Source organism: Trichocoleus desertorum ATA4-8-CV12, from assembly GCA_019358975.1.
In the GTDB taxonomy this organism is placed as follows: Bacteria; Cyanobacteriota; Cyanobacteriia; order FACHB-46; family FACHB-46; genus Trichocoleus; species Trichocoleus desertorum_A.
Genome location: JAHHIL010000009.1, coordinates 62,474 through 80,228, shown reverse-complemented (window position 1 = coordinate 80,228; position 17,755 = coordinate 62,474). Strand labels below are relative to the sequence as shown.

At 48.9% G+C, this 17,755-nt stretch carries 11 protein-coding genes and 1 tRNA gene; 7 read left to right on the top strand and 5 right to left on the bottom strand.

Annotated elements, in window-relative coordinates:
* Positions 1 to 24: 24 nt before the first annotated feature.
* The gene (locus KME12_10220) at positions 25 to 3,561 is read right to left on the bottom strand and encodes a response regulator (GenBank protein MBW4488151.1); all 3,537 of its coding nucleotides are present in this window, start codon (positions 3,559 to 3,561) and stop codon (positions 25 to 27) included.
* Positions 3,562 to 4,032: 471 nt separating this feature from the next.
* On the opposite strand from KME12_10220, the gene KME12_10215 reads away from it, so the two are divergent.
* The 3 genes from KME12_10215 (at position 4,033) to kaiC (ending at position 7,060) form a co-directional block, all read left to right on the top strand.
* Positions 4,033 to 4,989 (top strand): circadian clock protein KaiA, encoded by a 957-nt coding sequence (locus KME12_10215; protein MBW4488150.1) that lies wholly within the window; start codon positions 4,033 to 4,035, stop codon positions 4,987 to 4,989.
* 84 nt (positions 4,990 to 5,073) lie between these two features.
* Complete coding sequence (kaiB, locus tag KME12_10210) at positions 5,074 to 5,391, top strand: circadian clock protein KaiB (protein ID MBW4488149.1); 318 nt, start codon at positions 5,074 to 5,076, stop codon at positions 5,389 to 5,391.
* A 100-nt stretch (positions 5,392 to 5,491) separates the two neighbouring features.
* Complete coding sequence (gene kaiC / locus KME12_10205; GenBank protein MBW4488148.1) at positions 5,492 to 7,060, top strand: circadian clock protein KaiC; 1,569 nt, start codon at positions 5,492 to 5,494, stop codon at positions 7,058 to 7,060.
* Between the two features lie 236 nt (positions 7,061 to 7,296).
* Here kaiC and KME12_10200 read toward each other — a convergent pair.
* A tRNA-Arg gene (locus KME12_10200) sits at positions 7,297 to 7,369 on the bottom strand.
* A gap of 398 nt (positions 7,370 to 7,767) precedes the next feature.
* On the opposite strand from KME12_10200, the gene KME12_10195 reads away from it, so the two are divergent.
* Entirely contained in the window at positions 7,768 to 9,390 is a 1,623-nt protein-coding gene (locus tag KME12_10195; GenBank protein MBW4488147.1) for a hypothetical protein, read from the top strand.
* Between the two features lie 97 nt (positions 9,391 to 9,487).
* Here KME12_10195 and recJ read toward each other — a convergent pair whose 3' ends face one another.
* From recJ to KME12_10180, 3 genes are all read right to left on the bottom strand, one after another.
* A complete protein-coding gene (gene recJ / locus KME12_10190; protein ID MBW4488146.1) occupies positions 9,488 to 11,467 on the bottom strand; it encodes a single-stranded-DNA-specific exonuclease RecJ in 1,980 nt (659 codons plus the stop codon).
* A gap of 147 nt (positions 11,468 to 11,614) precedes the next feature.
* Positions 11,615 to 12,055, bottom strand: coding sequence for a hypothetical protein (locus KME12_10185; GenBank protein MBW4488145.1), 441 nt, complete (start codon positions 12,053 to 12,055; stop codon positions 11,615 to 11,617).
* A 214-nt stretch (positions 12,056 to 12,269) separates the two neighbouring features.
* On the bottom strand, positions 12,270 to 13,541 hold the full coding sequence (locus KME12_10180; protein ID MBW4488144.1) for an exonuclease SbcCD subunit D: 1,272 nt from the start codon (positions 13,539 to 13,541) through the stop codon (positions 12,270 to 12,272).
* A 456-nt stretch (positions 13,542 to 13,997) separates the two neighbouring features.
* Here KME12_10180 and KME12_10175 point away from each other — a divergent pair, with 456 nt between their 5' ends.
* The 3 genes from KME12_10175 to KME12_10165 all read left to right on the top strand — a co-directional run bounded on the left by KME12_10175 (position 13,998) and on the right by KME12_10165 (position 17,687).
* On the top strand, positions 13,998 to 14,282 hold the full coding sequence (locus KME12_10175; protein ID MBW4488143.1) for a glutaredoxin family protein: 285 nt from the start codon (positions 13,998 to 14,000) through the stop codon (positions 14,280 to 14,282).
* Positions 14,283 to 14,313: 31 nt separating this feature from the next.
* Complete coding sequence (locus tag KME12_10170) at positions 14,314 to 15,804, top strand: UDP-N-acetylmuramoyl-L-alanyl-D-glutamate--2,6-diaminopimelate ligase (GenBank protein MBW4488142.1); 1,491 nt, start codon at positions 14,314 to 14,316, stop codon at positions 15,802 to 15,804.
* A gap of 263 nt (positions 15,805 to 16,067) precedes the next feature.
* The gene (locus KME12_10165; protein MBW4488141.1) at positions 16,068 to 17,687 is read left to right on the top strand and encodes a histidine kinase; all 1,620 of its coding nucleotides are present in this window, start codon (positions 16,068 to 16,070) and stop codon (positions 17,685 to 17,687) included.
* Positions 17,688 to 17,755 lie beyond the last annotated feature (68 nt).

The following is a 17,755-nucleotide window of genomic DNA, read 5'->3' as shown; positions in this document are numbered from 1 at the left end:
TTTCGCTCAATCACCTAAATCTCATCATGATTCACTGGGCTGGGTTGGCGTTAAGGTTTGATAAATCTGCTCTAACAACTCTTCTACAGGTAAACCAGGGGGCAGGATATGAGTGGCGATCGCGGCTAAACCAGCCGTAAGATCTAGCATGGCGATTCCTGCTTGCACCTCTAGGTCTCTAGGGGCAGTGTTTGGTAGTTCGTGATCCCAATCCCGCCGTTGATCGAGCACCAAGATAGGAATTTGTAGCTCTAATTGCTGGAGTGTTTTTACAGCGTCCAGTACGGCTGGAGAGGTGTGGTTTCCTCGTAAGCAAATTAATACTAGGTCAGGACTTTGGTGTTGTAGCTGACGGAGTACTCCGGCCCAAGAGCGAGTTTGCAACCCACGTAAGCCTGCTGTTTGCAAATACTGGGCTAAAGCTTGTAACCAATCAGCGTCTCTCAGAGTGGCTGAGAATTGTGCGTTTGGTGCTGCGATTGTAGGGGCAGTCTCTGCGACTAGATCGGGTAAGTGCAATAAGTCAACCACCAGAACACCTGGCTGCCAGTTGAGACCCACGGCCACTTGAATCGCTTGCATTAAAGCTGCGGCTTCGGAATTGTTCTGCTCAGGTTTGGTAAAACTAGGACTGGCTTTGGCTAGACAAGGAAAGATAGACAACCCTGGAACTTGGTTTGCGGCTTGGGTGGCTGCTTTGGTGAGTGTGATGATGGGGAGAGACGCTAAAAAAGTATGCTGGGCTAGGTCTTGAAAATAATTAGACAAGTTGGGAATTGCCCGATCGATCAAGAGGACATCCGGTCGCCAAACGCGGGCCAACAGTTCTGCTTGTTCTAAATCGTCTGCTTCTAAGATGCGATGGTGATGTTGCTGGAGTAAGTTACTTAAGCTATTGATCACTCCGGCGGTTAGCTCTGTGTTGGTTTCTATCGCTAAGGTGGTTGTAGGTGCAGTCGGTTGCCTAAGGTCCTCTTGGATTAAGTCAGGTAGAGTAGCCGCTTCAAAGTTATTCAGGTATAGCACCGTTAAGCTGCGAGCTGGGTTGGCGATCGCCTCTGATCTCCCTTCTAAAGCAGTTAAGTGAGCTAAGTGATGTTGTAAGGGTTGGCTTTGGATGGGTAAGCAGAGAAAACCATCGGCATGATAACGGGCAGCTTGAGCTTGCTCAGCTTTGGTGGCAGTAATGACTGCTGGAATATGGTGAGTTTCTGCGTCTGACTTTAGTAAGGTGAGTACGTCCCAGCCTGAGAGGAGGGGAAGTAAAGGGTTGAGGAAAACGATACAGGGTTGCAAGCGTCTGGCTTTCTCTAGCGCTTCTGTCCCAGAACGGGCGATCGCCACTCGGTAGCCTAAACTGGTGAGCTCGTCTGTCAGATGCTCAATAAACTGGGCAACTGACTCCACAATCAACACCAAACGGTTGTGACTGAGGTTTTCTAGAGGAGGGGCCACACCCAGGCTGGGTTGAGGGGGACTCGGCGGCAAGAGGAGGGTAAACTGACTCCCTTGGCCTTCTTTAGAAATGAAGGTGACATCTCCCCCGTGCAACCGCGCTAGGCGCTGGGTAATGGCTAGCCCCAATCCAGTTCCTTCAAAACGGCGAGTGAGCGGATTTTCTAGTTGTTGAAACTTTTGAAAAATCAGGTGCTGTTTGTCTGCGGCAATGCCAATGCCCGTATCTGTGACGGTAAAGACAACCCAGCCTTCCCACCGGGTCACTTTCAAATTAATGTGGCCGCTGGCTTCGGTAAATTTGATGGCATTGGACAGGAGGTTGACGAGCATCTGCCGCAAGCGCACCTCATCTGCCACAATGCTGTCTACATCTGGGGCAATTTCTATACTGTAGGGTACGGTTGAGGGGGCTTCGACCATATTCTCAACCAAAGCTTTTTCTTCAGGGAATTGGAGTTGGTAAGCTTGCTCAAGGGCGCAATCGCACACTGATTGGAGGTGAACAGGACCCAGCACCAGCTCCAGTTGCCCTGTTTCCATGCGCGTCAAATCTAAAATGTTATTGACCACCGTCATCAGATGCCGCCCACTTTGGTAGATGAGGCTGGCATAACGGGCCTGACGCTCATTTAGAGAGCCTAATACCTGATCTTTCAACAGATTAGAGAGGCCTAAAACAGCAGTGAGTGGGGTTTTTAGCTCATGACTGATACAAGCCAAAAATTCATCTTTTAGTAAATTAAGTTGAACTAAGTCGGCATTCTTGGCAGCTAAAGTGCGATTGACCTGTTGCTGCTCTGTGTAGTCTTGGGCCAGCACCAACCATATTTCTTGAGGAAAAGCCACATCTGAAGCCTGAGGCAATTTGGAGAAAGGGCTAGTAGGACTGACTCCTAGGTCGGCTAGCTGGAAAGTCGTAGTAAAGTCTGGCGATGTAGCCCGAGCCAACTGAAGCGGTTGATCGCTTGGGTTTTCTGTTGCCCAAGCAGAAAAGTCTAGTAAGCTTTTACTAAATTGCCAAATTCGCTCCTGCCCGTTATCGGTAGGGCAAGTACAGATGCAAGTATCTGCTGCGGACCCGACCTGGCATTGATACGGCGCGATCGAGGAAGCGAAAAATGAAAGTAGGCCAGCTTGCTGTTCTGAGGACGTGTTAGTAGCGGAAGTCTGGGGACCCTTAGTGAAAGATGCCTGCTGTAAGTTGAGAGAGGTTCCTAAGCGAGCTTTTGCAGATAGCAGCTGTTGATTGAGTAAGGCGACACCTGGATGGGCTTGCCGGAGCTTCGAGCCACCCAGCCGTGGGCGGGCCATTTGTTGCTTCAGACCTGTAGAGAGCGATCGCTCGGCTTCGTTGTGACTTTTGGCCGGATTCGTCCAACTGGCAACCTCACTGGTCACCTCAGGAGATTGGGAAGTACGCGATCGCTGTCCATCAGAGGTGGAGTCTTTGTGGCTAGTTTGAGGTACTGGATGCAGCAAGACTTCGGTATTGAGAATTGTTCCCGCAGCCTGCTTTAGCCTAGGTAGTTCTGACAACTCCCCAATTTGTTGTTGCCAGCACTGATTTTGATACAAAACTTGTCCAGTGCTAGTCTGCACCATCAAAGGTAAAGAAATTTGCTCTAGGAGTTGAATTAAGAGGGAAATCGGTTGAACTTTAGCTGCATCCGTGGCTCTGCCATCTACCCCTCCCCTCGCTAAGTTAGCTCTGCTCGTCTTTGGTGTAGGGGGTGTGGACACTTCTGAAGCCGTCTCAGCGAGCGTAGTTTCAGTGGATGCTAGCAGAGGAGACAACGCCTGTAAAAGGCGGGAGTAATCTAGCAGCCCCAAAAATTCTCCGGTTGGATTCACCACTGCCCAAGCTCCAACTGGCTGCTTCAACTCCTGTAGGTAAGACCAGAATTGACTCAAGCTCCAAGCAGCAGGTAATGTTAATAATGGCGTAACAATAGGTAAATCAACTGCTGATAGAGGTTGTTGCAAGTTTGGCGCTGCGATCGCACCTTGAGGAGCATCTACTTGACCGCTTGGTTGCTCCAAGCCTAGGCAGGAGACCAAAACAGGCCAGTTGAGCAAGCCAATGGGTTGTTTTTTTGCATCCACGACAACTAATCGCTCACAGTTAGCCTGACTTAACAGGTGTAAAACCGCTGCTACAGTAGCAGACTGAGAACAGATTGAAACGGATTCAATGAACGAGCTGAGAAGAGTCGTGTGCATTAATTAATGGAGACTCGCTCCAATGGGTTGGCTTAGTAGCAAGGGCAGTGAGCTGAAGCGACTAATAAATATTTGGGATCAGCTCTTAGTTATGCCTTACTAGTTTACGAGCTTTGAATCTCCTGATTTTGACAGTATTGCTTTATTATGGCTCTCCAACACAAAGCTCAGCAGCACAGCTAATTACAATTGATTACGGTTGTCACTGCATTTAGAGTTAAGATTGGTTAAGATTGATACCTGGCTCCATGGACAATTTGCCGTTTAAACTTTGTTGATTTATTGCTTGTAGGTGTCATTAATTAGACTTAGTAGTAATTCGTATCCACTTAGTTTCTTCAAGCTGCTACGGTTGTGTATCCTCAACTGTTAATTTCAATTCTGCTGAATTCTGGTGACCTAGCTCAATCTCTAACTACACTCTTAAGTGGCGATCGCTATAGAGTTACCCAATTCGGCTCCGAAAAAGAGTTGTTGGATTTTCTTGAGCTAGAACAACAACAAATTGACTGTTTAATTTTGCAATCAGGCTCCCATCTAACTTCATTAATTGAGCAGTTGCAAAAACAGGCAATTTTGTTGCCAGCCGTGGTGCTTAAATCTGAAGAGGCAATAGTTAATAGTAGCTCTCTGTCCCCTAATGAACGCCTTGAGATAGCAACTTTAGAAACTCCCAATCCGCTTGAATCGGCCCAGCCTATTGCTCAAAATACAATCCAAGACCAGGCAGATCTGACGTATCACGTGGCAACCGTAGAAGCATCAGTTGCCCAACTCAATCGAATCGCTCAACTTATTAACCAGGCGATCGTTCAATTTTTGAAGTTGTCTCCGACCCACCATACACCCAATCAGCAACCCGCTCCCGACTTGATGACGGAGTTGATCAGCCAAAACTCTCTGATGCTACAGCAGCGACGTTTGGCCGATAAACTGAAAGAACGATTGGGATATTTAGGCGTCTACTACAAAAGAGATCCTAAAAACTTTCTGCGTTACTTGCCTGCTGCTGAGAAACAAAAGTTCCTCAGAAAACTGAAGTCAGGCTACAGCGATATTGTTTTGGTTTACTTCTCAGGGGATGAGCAACTCAATCAAAAAATTGATGATTTCGTCAATACAGCTTTTTTTGCGGATGTTTCAGTCTCGCAAGTTGTAGAAACTCACATGGAACTGATGGATGACTTCTCAAAGCAATTAAAGCTAGAAGGGCGGAGCGACGAAATTTTACTTGACTATCGTCTAACCCTAATTGATACAATTGCGCACTTGTGTGAAATGTATCGTCGCTCCATCCCTAGAGATCCCTAGAGGTTTCTGGTTCCTAATAATTTTGCTTATCTCTGCTTTTGAAACCCATTAATTGAGCCTGCTAGAAGTGAGTAGATCTAATTCATGAGTTCCCTGAAAAAAACTTATATTCTTAAACTCTATGTTGCTGGCAACACGCCTAATTCAATCCGAGCTTTAAAGACTCTGAACAATATTTTGGAAACAGAATTTCAAGGAGTTTATGCTCTGAAGGTCATTGACGTACTCAAAAATCCTCAACTTGCTGAGGAAGATAAGATTTTAGCCACTCCTACTCTTGCTAAGATCTTGCCACCGCCAGTACGCAAAATCATTGGAGATTTGTCCGATCGCGAGCGAGTTTTAATCGGTCTGGATCTTTTATATGATGAATTGCGGGAGGATGATTCTAACTTCGAATAACTCTTGCGATTAGGTTTTATTGATTGGGTCTTTTCCTACATAAGTCTCACGCAAAACAGTATTTTTAGAGCTGATTCAAAAACTAAACTTAATAGAAATGATGAATCCAGACAATCAAATTAAACAGAGGGAAGACCTACAGTCAGTAGGAGTTAAAAAAATCCGGACGATGATAGAGGGCTTTGACGAAATTAGTCATGGTGGGCTTCCGGTGGGCAGAACTACTTTAGTAAGTGGTACAGCTGGTACTGGTAAAACACTACTAGCTGTACAATTTCTGTATAACGGTATTACCCAGTTTGATGAGCCTGGTATTTTTGTCACCTTTGAAGAATCACCTGCTGATATTATTAAAAATGCCTATAGTTTTGGTTGGGATTTACAAGAGCTAATCGATGATGGCAAACTTTTTATTTTGGATGCTTCACCCGATCCAGAAGGTCAAGATGTCGTCGGTAATTTTGATCTCTCAGCCTTAATTGAACGGATTCAGTACGCAATTCGCAAATATAAAGCTCGACGAGTTTCGATTGATTCTGTTACTGCTGTTTTCCAGCAATATGATGCGGCCTCTGTGGTGCGCCGAGAAATTTTTCGGTTAGTAGCACGTTTGAAGCAGGTGGGTGCAACCACTATTATGACGACCGAGCGGGTAGAAGAATATGGTCCTGTAGCTCGGTTTGGCGTGGAAGAATTTGTCTCGGACAACGTTGCCATTGTGCGTAATGTGCTAGAAGGTGAACGACGACGGCGCACCATCGAGATTTTAAAGCTGCGTGGGACTACCCATATGAAAGGGGAGTACCCCTTTACGATTACGAATCAGGGCATTAATATCTTCCCGCTGGGGGCAATGCGACTGACCCAACGCTCTTCTAATGTACGAGTCTCTTCTGGGGTTAAAACGCTAGACCAAATGTGTGGCGGAGGCTTCTTCAGAGACTCCATTATTTTGGCAACAGGCGCAACGGGTACTGGCAAAACCTTGTTAGTAAGCAAATTCTTGCAAGAAGGTTGCAGGCGGGGTGAACGGGCGATGCTCTTTGCCTATGAAGAATCACGGGCTCAACTCTCTCGCAATGCCTACTCTTGGGGCATTGACTTTGAGGAGTTGGAGCAGCAGGGCTTATTAAAGATCCGCTGTGCTTACCCAGAGTCGGCTGGCTTGGAAGACCATTTACAGATTATCAAATCAGAAATCGCGGAGTTCAAACCTAGTCGGATTGCGATCGACTCTTTGTCAGCTCTGGCCCGTGGTGTCAGTAATAATGCGTTTCGTCAGTTTGTGATTGGGGCGACGGGTTTTGCGAAGCAGGAAGAAATTACTGGCTTCTTTACCAATACGACTGATCAGTTCATGGGATCTCACTCGATTACTGACTCCCACATTTCTACAATCACCGACACAATCTTGGTGTTGCAGTACGTAGAAATTCGGGGTGAAATGGCGCGAGCGATTAACGTCTTTAAGATGCGGGGTTCTTGGCACGAGAAAGGCATTCGAGAATACACGATTAGTGAACAGGGTCCAGAAATCAGAGATTCTTTCCGCAATTACGAACGCATTATCAGTGGTTCGCCCACTCGCGTAGCCTTTGACGAAAAAACAGAGCTATCCCGGATCGTCAGAGGGGTACAGGATAAAAGTGAAGGCGACTTGGAACTGTAGGATTGAAGCTGTGGAGTTGGTTAAATTTGGGTGCGATCGCTTGCCCAACCAAAACTAAATTTTCGGTTGAGCCCCATTGATGTACTAGCGCCACAGCCTTAAGCCTGTGATCCTCTTCCACCAAACTTAAATTAAGCTTCAAAGCAAAGTCATCACCCACTAGCGATCGCCTCTCTCGTCACCAGGAGAGAGAAGAAGCGCCTAGGTAAGGTAATTGTTTTGTGCTGAGATTAAAGCGAGCATGGAGGGACTCGAACCCCCGACCCTCAGGACCGGAACCTGATGCTCTATCCACTGAGCTACATGCCCTAATTTCCTTTGTAATTGTATCACGTAATGCGATCGCAAGTCAGAAAAATTTGAAATCTATGGGCTGGCAGGATTCAATGTCTCGGTATGCACCCAGCCAAACTGTTATGGCAAACCTGATTTAAGCAATCTATAGGATTTTTAGAAACCTAGAATTCATCCTGTTATTTGAAGTTGAAATGGGGCATTTTAAGCAAAGCTGCTGTGTGCTTTCCTGCTGGTTAAAGGTCTTGCTATAGTTCGTTCTCAAGCAGCTTCGCAAGCTAGAAGTAACGCTAAAACTACTGAAATTACTTCAGAAACTAAATAACTGAGTGAGCTTGAGGGCGGAGAAGATTTCTGAAGGAATTCTTTTTCGCAAAGCTTTGCTGTGTTTGCATCTACCCTTACAAACGTAAATGATGACTCACCAAACTACTGTCGAAATTTTGCCAGTTACGTTGCCCCGAGAGATTCCAGAAGGCACTGCGGCTAATAGCCCGATTCGAGTCATTCAAAACTTGGAATCCCAGGTCAAAGTTTTAGATGAAAATCAACAGAAAATCGCTTTTGAGTATCCAGATGGGCCTCAGCGACTTAGAGGATTAGCGGGGACGGGAAAAACAGTTTTGTTCGCTAAACGAGCGGCCAAAATTCATGCGGAGCATCCAGATTGGAATATTGCTTTTGTGTTTTTTACGCGATCGCTATACCAACAAATTATTGAAGAACGCATCGGGCGCTATTATCAGGAACTCACAGGTAAAGCGCCAAACTGGGAAAAACTCAAGGTTTTACATGCTTGGGGAGCCAAAGATCAGCCAGGATTTTATCGCACTTTGGCGATCGAAGCTGGGGTAAAGCCGAAGAATGTGAAGGATGTAGAGCAAGAAATTGGCAAAGTTTCGCCTGCAAAAGCCTTCGCCTATGTTTGTAGTGGCTTGGAGCGGCAAGTGTCTCCGATTCCGTGCCTTTATGACGTGGTGTTGATTGATGAAGGTCAAGACTTACCCTTTGCCTTTTACCGACTCGCTCGCAATAGCCTAACAACGCCAAAGCGCTTGTACTGGGCTTACGACGAGGCGCAGGGAATCGGTTCCTTAACGGTGCCCGAACCCGCTCAAGTATTTGGTCGTGATGCGGATGGTGTCCCGGTGGTGGATTTAGGCTTGGGACGCAACCAATCTTTTTTCTATGAAGGAACAACAGTTCGTAAGTCGGAAAACCTAAATCGCTGCTACCGTACCCCACAATTGCTACTGATGGCAGCACAAGCCGTCAACATGGGGCTACTGAGACCGGAGGGACCCGTGCAAGGGGTGAGCAATCAGGCCGAGTGGCGGAAGCTAGGCTACGAAGTGCTGGAGGGAGACTTTACCGATGCTAGTGTTCAGGCACGACAACAGGTGACGATCGCCCGCCCTGCCGACAAAAATCTACACCCAATTGACCAAGAGGATTTTGAAGCTAGAGAAGCGATCGCCGAGTTACTCAGCCTCCAGACCTTTGAGCAGGAAGCAGAAGAACAAGAGTGGATCGCGCAGCAAATTGTGAATGATTTACGGCATGGTCTTCAGCCCACAGATATTTTAGTCACTGCGCTGTCTGGAGAGAGCGAGAAACAGTATTGGCAGAGCTTTCAGGCGAAGCTAGCTGCGTACGGTATCAAAAGCTTTATGGCAGGCGGAGAGACGCATCGCAATGAATTTATGCGGCCCGGACAGGTGACTTTAGCCAATATCCATCGCGCCAAAGGCAACGAAGCTTGGAAAGTTTATGCTTGTCGCTTTCACTGGGCTACTCGGCCTCTGGCTTGGAAGCAAGAAAGCGAACTCCACAAGCGCAATGAAGCATTTGTGGCCCTCACGCGATCGCGAGTCTGGTGCGTCGTCACGGGATTAGACGATCCGATTTTTGAGGAACTCCGTCAAGCCAAAGGGCAATATCCCCAACTGACGTTCCCTGCCTTTAACAAAGCCTCATTGCGACGAGTTCAGGATGAAGAAAGTAGTGAAGCAGAACTGGCTCCCGTGGCTGGATAGGCCTACCCTTCGATAGCTAGTCGAACTAAGTTGACCAAAATAAGTTGAATTGTTGAGCAGACGTAGTGCGGGTATCTTGCCCGCATTTTAATTGCGCTTATGACCCCAAAGCCGATAGAGCCGTCTTAATCAGTTGATAGAAGAATGGCTGTGAAACATTGACTTGTTTGGCTTCCACATCTGATTTGATCAACCAACCTAGTTTTTGTCCTTTTTGGATCACCAGCTGCTGCCCTTCCGAGTTGGTGATTCTCAACTCTTTACCACTTTGCCGCTCGTAAAGACAACAAGTGTATTGGCGATCGCGGTAATCAAACATCTGCTGACTAGTCGGAGCATCTGGAGCCTGCTGAGTCAGAGGTTCCAAAGCTTGAGAGGGAATTTCAGTGCTAGGCAACCGGACACCGACTAATTCTAGTTCTACTGTTTGATGACCTTGCCAGTCATTCACTCGCAACTTGTAGGCAATATCGACTCGATTAGGCAACGGATAATATTCTCCCCAGCGCCATGCCAAGGCCTGGATTCGAGGTTGAGCGATCGCCGCTAGGGGAGTATGAGATGAGCTGACATCTTGGCTCATAGTGACCTTGAGGTGAGCTTGGTCTTTTCCAATCGTGCGTTGCTCAATTACCCGCACATTGGGAGTCCAGAAAACCGGATCGGGGTTTTGAATGCCGCAGGGATGCAGCACGTCAATTTGCTCGTAAAGCGGCAAGTCAATTTGCTCCAAGTGAGCTTGCACATCAATCGCCAGGAGAGGCTTAAGCTGTTCGGGCTGAAGAGACGTACGGGCGAAGGTGCGGAGGCGCGATCGCAGCTCTTCCAGATTTTCGGCTAAGAGGGTAAAACCACCTGCTGCTTGGTGGCCTCCATGCTTTTCCAAAACTTCCTTGCAAAACTCCAACGCTTCAAACACATGAAAGTCGGGAATGCTACGAGCCGAACCACGAATTTTTTGGTTGTCATCCTCATAGGTGCCAATGAAAACAGGTACCCCGTAACGCTCGACCAGCCGAGAAGCCACAATCCCAATTACACCGTGATGCCAGTTGGGTTGCACTAAAACCAACACGCGATCGTCTTGCAGATCAATATCACTAGCTTCATACCAGGCGATCGCTTCCTGCTCAATTTGGGTGCAAAGTTGCTGACGTTGCTGATTAATTTGCTCACACTGCATTGCCCGCTCTAGAGCCACGCCCATGTCATCGGTAATTAACAGCTCGATTACCACTTGCGGATCAGCAATCCGCCCAACTGCATTAATTCTCGGCCCCAAACTAAATCCGATCGCCTCTGGCTTTAGGGCTTTGGAGCTACCTAACCCAGCCACTTGAATTAAAGCTTGCACCCCAGGAATCTGCGACTTGGGTAATCGCTGCAACCCTCGTTTTACCCAACGCCGATTTACCCCGGTTAAAGGCGCTAAATCCGCGATCGTTCCTAAGGTAAACAGTTCTAGCAGTAAATTGCCTAGGTCTTTCGCGTCCAGTTGCTGAGCTAGGGTTGTTGCCAAAATATAGGCCACCCCGACTCCAGCCACCCCTCGATAAGGCGAGTCTTCGTGAATCAGTTTGGGGTTGAGGATGGCATTGGCAGGTGGAATTTCTGGCGGGACTTCATGGTGATCGGTGACGATAACGGCTAAACCCAGCTCACGAGCTCTAGCGATCGGTTTGACCGCAGCAATGCCGTTATCCACTGTCAGAATCAGCCGTACCCCTTCGCGATGGAAATCCTCAACAATGCGCTCATTAATGCCATAGCCCTCACTCATGCGGCTAGGAATGGCATAATCCACCTCCGCGCCCAAAGCTCGCAAAGCCCGTAGCAACAAGGCTGTGCTAGTCATGCCATCGGCATCATAGTCGCCACAGATGGCAATTTTGTGCTGGTTGGCGATCGCCTCCTGCAATAGCTCCACACTCACCGCTAAATCTGGAAAATCTTCCAGCGGCGAAGGTAGCACCTGTAAGTCTGGGTCCAGAAAAATTTCTGCCTGCCCTGGCGTGGCTATGCCCCGGCTGATCAGCACTTGGGCTAGCAGCGGTGAAAGCTGGGTCGCCTGCACAATCGCCTCCACCCGTTCCAAATCACGCTCAGCAATATCCCACCGTTTATCGGGGAGTCGGTGCTCACGGGGAGGCAAATTAGGGGATAAAGGAACGGGTAAATCTAGCACAAATGTTTCAGTTCAAATACGCTCAGCCGATTGTACTAGCTAAAAGATGGCAACACGACCATCATTTAACAAATAAACAGAGCGATCGCCAGGGGGTCTGCCTCCGGGCCGAATTTCAATTCTGAGTGTTTTAGGATTCGGTTGAGAAATTCTAGCTTGTAGAGGCAGCGCCGTTTCGTCCCAGAAGAATACAGAAATATTCGGTTCTGTACCCCCACCTTGAGAAAACCTCAGTTCCTGTCCAGGCCGCATGGGTACCGGATCAGTCCCAAAGATTTTTTGAAACTGCACTAAACTCGCAGTCTGATTGACCACTTCCACGCTAATTCGTTGTCCTGGAGTGAACTGGATTGGCTTAGGACCACACCGAGAAGCACAGGTGCCCGCCCAAACAGGAGTAACGGCCTGAGTCTGGCTAAGAAGCAGCGTTGCAGTCATTAAAGCTGGCGCGAGTAAAACACTGGGTAAAAGTTTAACCATAGGTTTAGCGATAGAAAAATTGCAGAAATGAGTGGATCTCTGTGGTTGCTCCCATTAGCAGGATGCCGCACTTTAAGACACATCATGCCCATTGGCTGCAAAATTATTTCCGCTTGGTTCTCAACGCTGCAATCATTTGAACTCTCATAGACTGAAGCCTACGGCCATGAGAACTGAGCCTGCGCAAGCCACAAGCATTTTTACTAAGCTTGGCTCAAAGGAGGCGCAATTGGGTTTCTCCATCTAGGGCTCGGCTGGAACCTGAATGGTTAGCGATCGCAGGCTGTTCGTCAAGCCACTTTTCCTCGTCAGTGTTTAGTAAGCTTTGGGCCCCTTGCAGCAGATCGCTCTGAATATCTTGCAAATCTTCCCGATTGGCCAAGTAAGTTTTCAGAGCCGCTAAAGGATCGATGCTGCTGCCAACTCCTAATTCTGGTAAACGAGGGCGAGCCAACTGGCTGACTAGTTCTGGCTGAATCGTATAACTGTGGGCACTGTGCAGAGCGGCATGCAAAGGCGCATTGTCAATCTCGTCTAGTTGCTCAGAGCGAATTTGATAGATCAACCGCACCACAGCATTCGCCACTAACTCTGGCTTCAGTGCCTTTAGTAGCTTTGCTTGGGGGTCTTCCGCCTCCGAAACATTCACTTCAATCGTGCGAAATGCTCGTACAGGCAAGGCACAAAACTCCAGCTTCGTCGCTCCTCGCTCCACCTCAGCCAACACAAAACCCTTATCTTCCTTTTCCTCACTGAAATCTACCCGCTCAATACTGCCGGGATAGACCACAGGCGGCTCATGACACAGGATTTGATGCCGATGCACATGCCCCAGCGCTACATAGTCAAAGCAAGGCCGCGCCAACAACGCCAGTGGAATTGTAAACCCCTTCCCCACCGCGAGAAACCGCTCCGCCCCAAAGAAAGCAGTATCCACCATCAAGTGACCCAAGAGCACAGTGGGTACCTCCGGATCAAGACGGCGTACTTCCCCTTCTAACGCCACCCGCAGGCGATCGATCAACAACTGATTCACCTCCGCCATCGACAGCCCTTCCGTCTCTGGGCGGGTCAACAACGTTGAGCGTGTCAGCCAAGGCAAAGTCACCACCTGAATCGGGCCATTACGAGTAGAAATTAGGTGAGTTTCCAAGCGATCGCCCACCACAAACCCAGGCACCCCCAGCGTCCGGTAAATGCACAAACTGGCTCCACCCTGCCCCTGGGAATGCTGATCATGGTTGCCCACCAGCAACACCGTCGGAATTTGAGCGTCCACCAAACGGCGAAACTGAGTCGCAAACACCTCTTGCACAATCGGCGGCGGTGTCGCATCTGGAAACGCATCTCCACCAAACAGCAGCAAATCCACAGGCTCCGCGATCGCCCGATCAATACAACGCCCCAACGTCGCCACAAAATCTTCCAGGCGAGTATTCAACCCCGTTTCTGGATTAACCCGTCCGTGGGAAAACCCACTACCCATGTGAATATCAGAAAGATGCAGAATTTTAATTGCCACTTCAGTTCATCCGGGCACAACGAATCGACTGGGTATACAACAACTTAGCATCGACTAGGGGAAAGGATGAGGGATGAGGGAGGAAGGATGAAGGATGAGGGAGGAAAGGTGGGGGAAGAGGAGTGAGGGGAAAGGGGAAAGGGGAGAAGAGAAAAGCCAGGAGCCAGCAGTCAGCAGTGAAGAAGTAACGGCCCAGGTATCGAAACACCTGTAGTTAAACTCGTCTGGAGGAGGTCTGGAGGACGCAGCCGTCCTTCAGCGGGGGTTTGGGGGCGAGTGCCCCCAAGGTTCGGGCTTCAACTAAAAACTGCACACAAGAAATTGCCAAATCGCTGGATATAACGAAACTTTCCTGAAAAAATAAGCTTCATAGCGGATAAACAAAACAGATTTTGCAGGGGCCAAGGTAGAAAACAAAGCATGCGATTAATTTTGTACAGTAAACCTGGTTGCCACCTATGCGAAGGATTACAGGAAAAGCTAGCTCAAATTCAAAACTTAAAGATTGACCTAGAAATTCGCGACATTACCACCCGTAACGATTGGTTTCAGGCTTACCAGTACGAAATCCCTGTCCTTTTGCGAGTTAATCCCCAGCCCACAGGGGCCGTAGAAGAACTATTACCCCGTCCTTCACCCAGAGCCAGCGTCACCCAGTTGGAACAAATGCTACAGAAATATTGGTTAGCAGATCAGTCAAAATAGGCCCAGGATGAGCATGTGAGGAGTTGCTGACATGAAACTACGAGAATTACTAGCAGCAGTACCAAGCGTTACCCAACCGTCTAGTCATTCCGCCTTGGAATTCGAAGTGAAAGGGTTAACCACCAACTCTCTCGCTTGCCAACCCGGAGATTTATTTATTGGTATGCCCGGAACCCGCGTCGATGGTGGTGAATTTTGGCCCAGCGCGATCGCCTCTGGTGCCGTAGCAGCCTTGGTTTCATCCACTGCCGCCCAAAAACGATCCCACACTGAAGCGGAAGATGCTTGTGTGATTCCTGCTGCCGATATGGTACAAGCTTGTGCCCAGGTAGCCGCCGCCTTCTACGACTACCCTGCCCAAAAACTACAGCTAGTCGGTGTCACAGGAACCAACGGCAAAACCACCACTACCCATCTGATCGAATTTCTACTCAATCAAGCCACTTCCTCCACGGCCTTATTCGGCACCCTCTATGCTCGCTGGCCTGGTTATCAAAAAACCGCAGCTCATACCACCCCATTTGCTGTTGATTTGCAACAAAACCTAGCAGCAGCAGTGGCAGCAGGCTCTGAATATGGCGTGATGGAAGTCAGCTCTCATGCACTGGCTCAAGGTCGAGTCCTAGGTTGTGGATTTGAAGTCGCCGTCTTCACCAATCTCACCCAAGACCACTTAGACTACCACCGCGACTTAGAAGATTACTTCGCCGCTAAAGCCCTTCTATTTAGCCCTGGCTACCTGAAGGGCCGAGCCATTATCAATCAAGATGATGCTTACGGGCGGCGCTTAATCGATCAGCTACCAGCAGAGCAAGTGTGGAGTTACAGCACCCAAGACCCCAATGCTGACCTTTGGACAAGTGACCTCACGTACGAATCGAACGGAGTCAGCGGTACACTGCACACTCCCAAAGGAGCGATCGCCTTCCGATCGCCTTTAGTCGGTCAATTTAACTTAGCCAATTTACTCGCTGCGGTTGGTACGGCGCTTCATCTGGGTCTAGACTTACCCACCCTTGTCAATGCTCTACCCCAGTTCTCCGGGGTGCCCGGACGGATGGAGCGAGTCCAAATCAACGCTAAGCAAGACATTAGCGTGATCGTGGACTATGCTCACACCCCAGACAGCTTAGAGAACTTACTTAAAGCCGCTCGGCCCTTTATTAAAGAGCGCATGATTTGCGTGTTCGGTTGTGGTGGCGATCGCGATCGCACCAAACGGCCTCAAATGGGCAAAATTGCCGCAGATCTCGCAGATCTCGCCATCGTCACCTCCGACAACCCCCGGACTGAAGATCCAGAGCGGATTTTGCAAGACATTCTGGCTGGGATTCCAGAAACCGTTAAGCCTCTGGTTATTTGCGATCGCGCCGAAGCTATTCGTACTGCCATTCTGGAAGCCAAACCTGGAGATGGGGTGCTAATTGCAGGTAAAGGCCACGAAGATTACCAAATCTTAGGCACCGAGAAAATTCACTTTGACGATCGCGAACAAGCTAGAGCCGCTTTAGAACTGCGGTAAAAGCCGAGGTTCCAGGATCGCAATTGAGAGCGATCGCCTTAACTGGCCTGAGTGACGAATTCTTATGGGGGCGAATGGCCGTTTGCCCCTACATTGTTGTGCTCAATCTTTAACATAATTTTTAGCTCCACGCTCAGAAATGTTGCGAAAGAATGCGAGTAGGTGGCAATTTTTGCGAATAGTCAGTAGATCTGAAAGGAGACCTGGTTTCAGTCCAATCACCTAGGTTGGGTGTTAAGCTGCTGTCACTTTCTTCATACCCCATGAGCTCATCTATCACTCAAGACGTATCACTCTACGAACTTGCCCTCCAGTCTGAAGAGTCCCCCGTCCCTCTGCAAGTGAGCCCTGCGACTCTCAAATCTATTGTGAGTTCTGCGATTGACGTTCTGATCGAGCAGAAATTGCCAGCCACGCTTTGGATCAAGCTACCCCGTGATGACGTTTGGCAAGCCGAAATTAAGCGCTATTGCGAATTCGCTCAGGTACCCCACACCCTATATCTCTTCAAAACTTCTAAAGATGAAGCTCTGAGTGCCACTTCTGCGATCGCCAATGGGCAGGGGGAAGCATATCCTAACCAAGACTTGCTGAGAAATGCTGAGGAAGTCGCAGATTTTTCTGCTGTTTCCCACTCGTCTTCGGCCTTGGTTACCTTTCAGCTAGCCGCCGAAAGTCAGCTAAAACGAGAATATTTCTTATTTTTTCTATCCCCCCAATTTTCGGGTCTAGTCTTGGCTCATCGGCCTCGATCCTTGAGGTCCGGTAAAGCAGACACAGCAGCTAACCCTACCGCTAAAACTAAAGCTGCCGAAAAAGCAACTGGAGAAGAAGAGGGCTTAGAGAAAAAACAACCCCTCCTAGCCTGTTGCTCCTTTAACCCAACCACCCTGCAACAAGTTTTTGCAGGCATTAAGCAAGCCGTGACCGCGACTCAAACTCTGCATTCCGAGTCCGCGATCGCCGCCTCTCAACTAGTCGGTAGCTGGGACCAACTCTTGCAGCAAGGACTCGCTCAGCCAGCAGACCCCAATCTATTCAGCCGTTTCCTCACCAAACAAGTCCAACGCCAAGAAGAAATTTGGCATCGCTCCACAATCTACCGCAAGCAAGCCGAACTTGCTGAAGCGCTACAAGTCCAAAACGAAGAATTGCTTAACGCCTTGCGGCTCAAAGACGAATTTCTTAGCACCGTCGGTCAGGAACTACGCACCCCCCTGACCAACATGAAAACCGCCCTAACCCTGCTCAACTCCCCCAGCCTCAAGCCAGCCCAAAGACAACGCTACATGCAAGTCCTGGGTACAGAATGCGATCGCCAAGGCTCCTTAATTGCCAGCCTGCTCGACTTAGTGCAACTCGATCGCGAGATCGAAAACTCCACCATGCAATCCGTCTCGCTCGCCGAAATTGTGCCCGGAGTCGTCAGCACCTATCAGCCCCTAGCCCAAGAAAAAGGCATCATGCTAGCCTACACCGTGCCAGAAGAATTGCCCCCCGTCTCCTGCCTCAGCGCTTGGCTCAAACAAATTGTGATTAACCTGCTCCACAACGGCATCAAATTCACCCCCAAAGCAGGCCAAGTTTGGGTTCGAGCCAAACAGCAGGGAGACTACATCCAGCTAGAATTCCGCGACACAGGTATCGGCATCCCCGCCAGCGAAGTTCCCAAAATTTTCGATCGCTTCTACCGCGCCCGTCACGTCGCTGGAGAAGATCCCGGCGGCGCAGGCTTAGGCCTCACCATCGTCCAACAAATCCTCCTCCGTTGCGGCGGTTCCGTCTCAGTCAAAAGCAAACTCAGCGAAGGCTCCACCTTTAATGTTCTTTTGCCGATTTATAGAGCACCTGTGGAGGGAGGAAGGATGAGGGATGAGGGATGAAAGAGGAGTCCGGAAGTGAAGAGAGAGGAGTGAGGAGTGAGGAGTTGCGAACCAAAAGCCAATAGCTA

Bases quoted from the DNA above. Each gene is read 5' to 3' on its own strand.
- kaiB (MBW4488149.1), top strand. From the start codon at position 5,074: ATGAGTTCCCTGAAAAAAACTTATATTCTTAAACTCTATGTTGCTGGC.
- kaiC (MBW4488148.1), top strand. From the start codon at position 5,492: ATGAATCCAGACAATCAAATTAAACAGAGGGAAGACCTACAGTCAGTA.
- KME12_10195 (MBW4488147.1), top strand. From the start codon at position 7,768: ATGATGACTCACCAAACTACTGTCGAAATTTTGCCAGTTACGTTGCCC.
- KME12_10185 (MBW4488145.1), bottom strand. From the start codon at position 12,055: ATGGTTAAACTTTTACCCAGTGTTTTACTCGCGCCAGCTTTAATGACT.
- KME12_10180 (MBW4488144.1), bottom strand. From the start codon at position 13,541: ATGGGTAGTGGGTTTTCCCACGGACGGGTTAATCCAGAAACGGGGTTG.
- KME12_10175 (MBW4488143.1), top strand. From the start codon at position 13,998: ATGCGATTAATTTTGTACAGTAAACCTGGTTGCCACCTATGCGAAGGA.
- KME12_10170 (MBW4488142.1), top strand. From the start codon at position 14,314: ATGAAACTACGAGAATTACTAGCAGCAGTACCAAGCGTTACCCAACCG.
- KME12_10165 (MBW4488141.1), top strand. From the start codon at position 16,068: ATGAGCTCATCTATCACTCAAGACGTATCACTCTACGAACTTGCCCTC.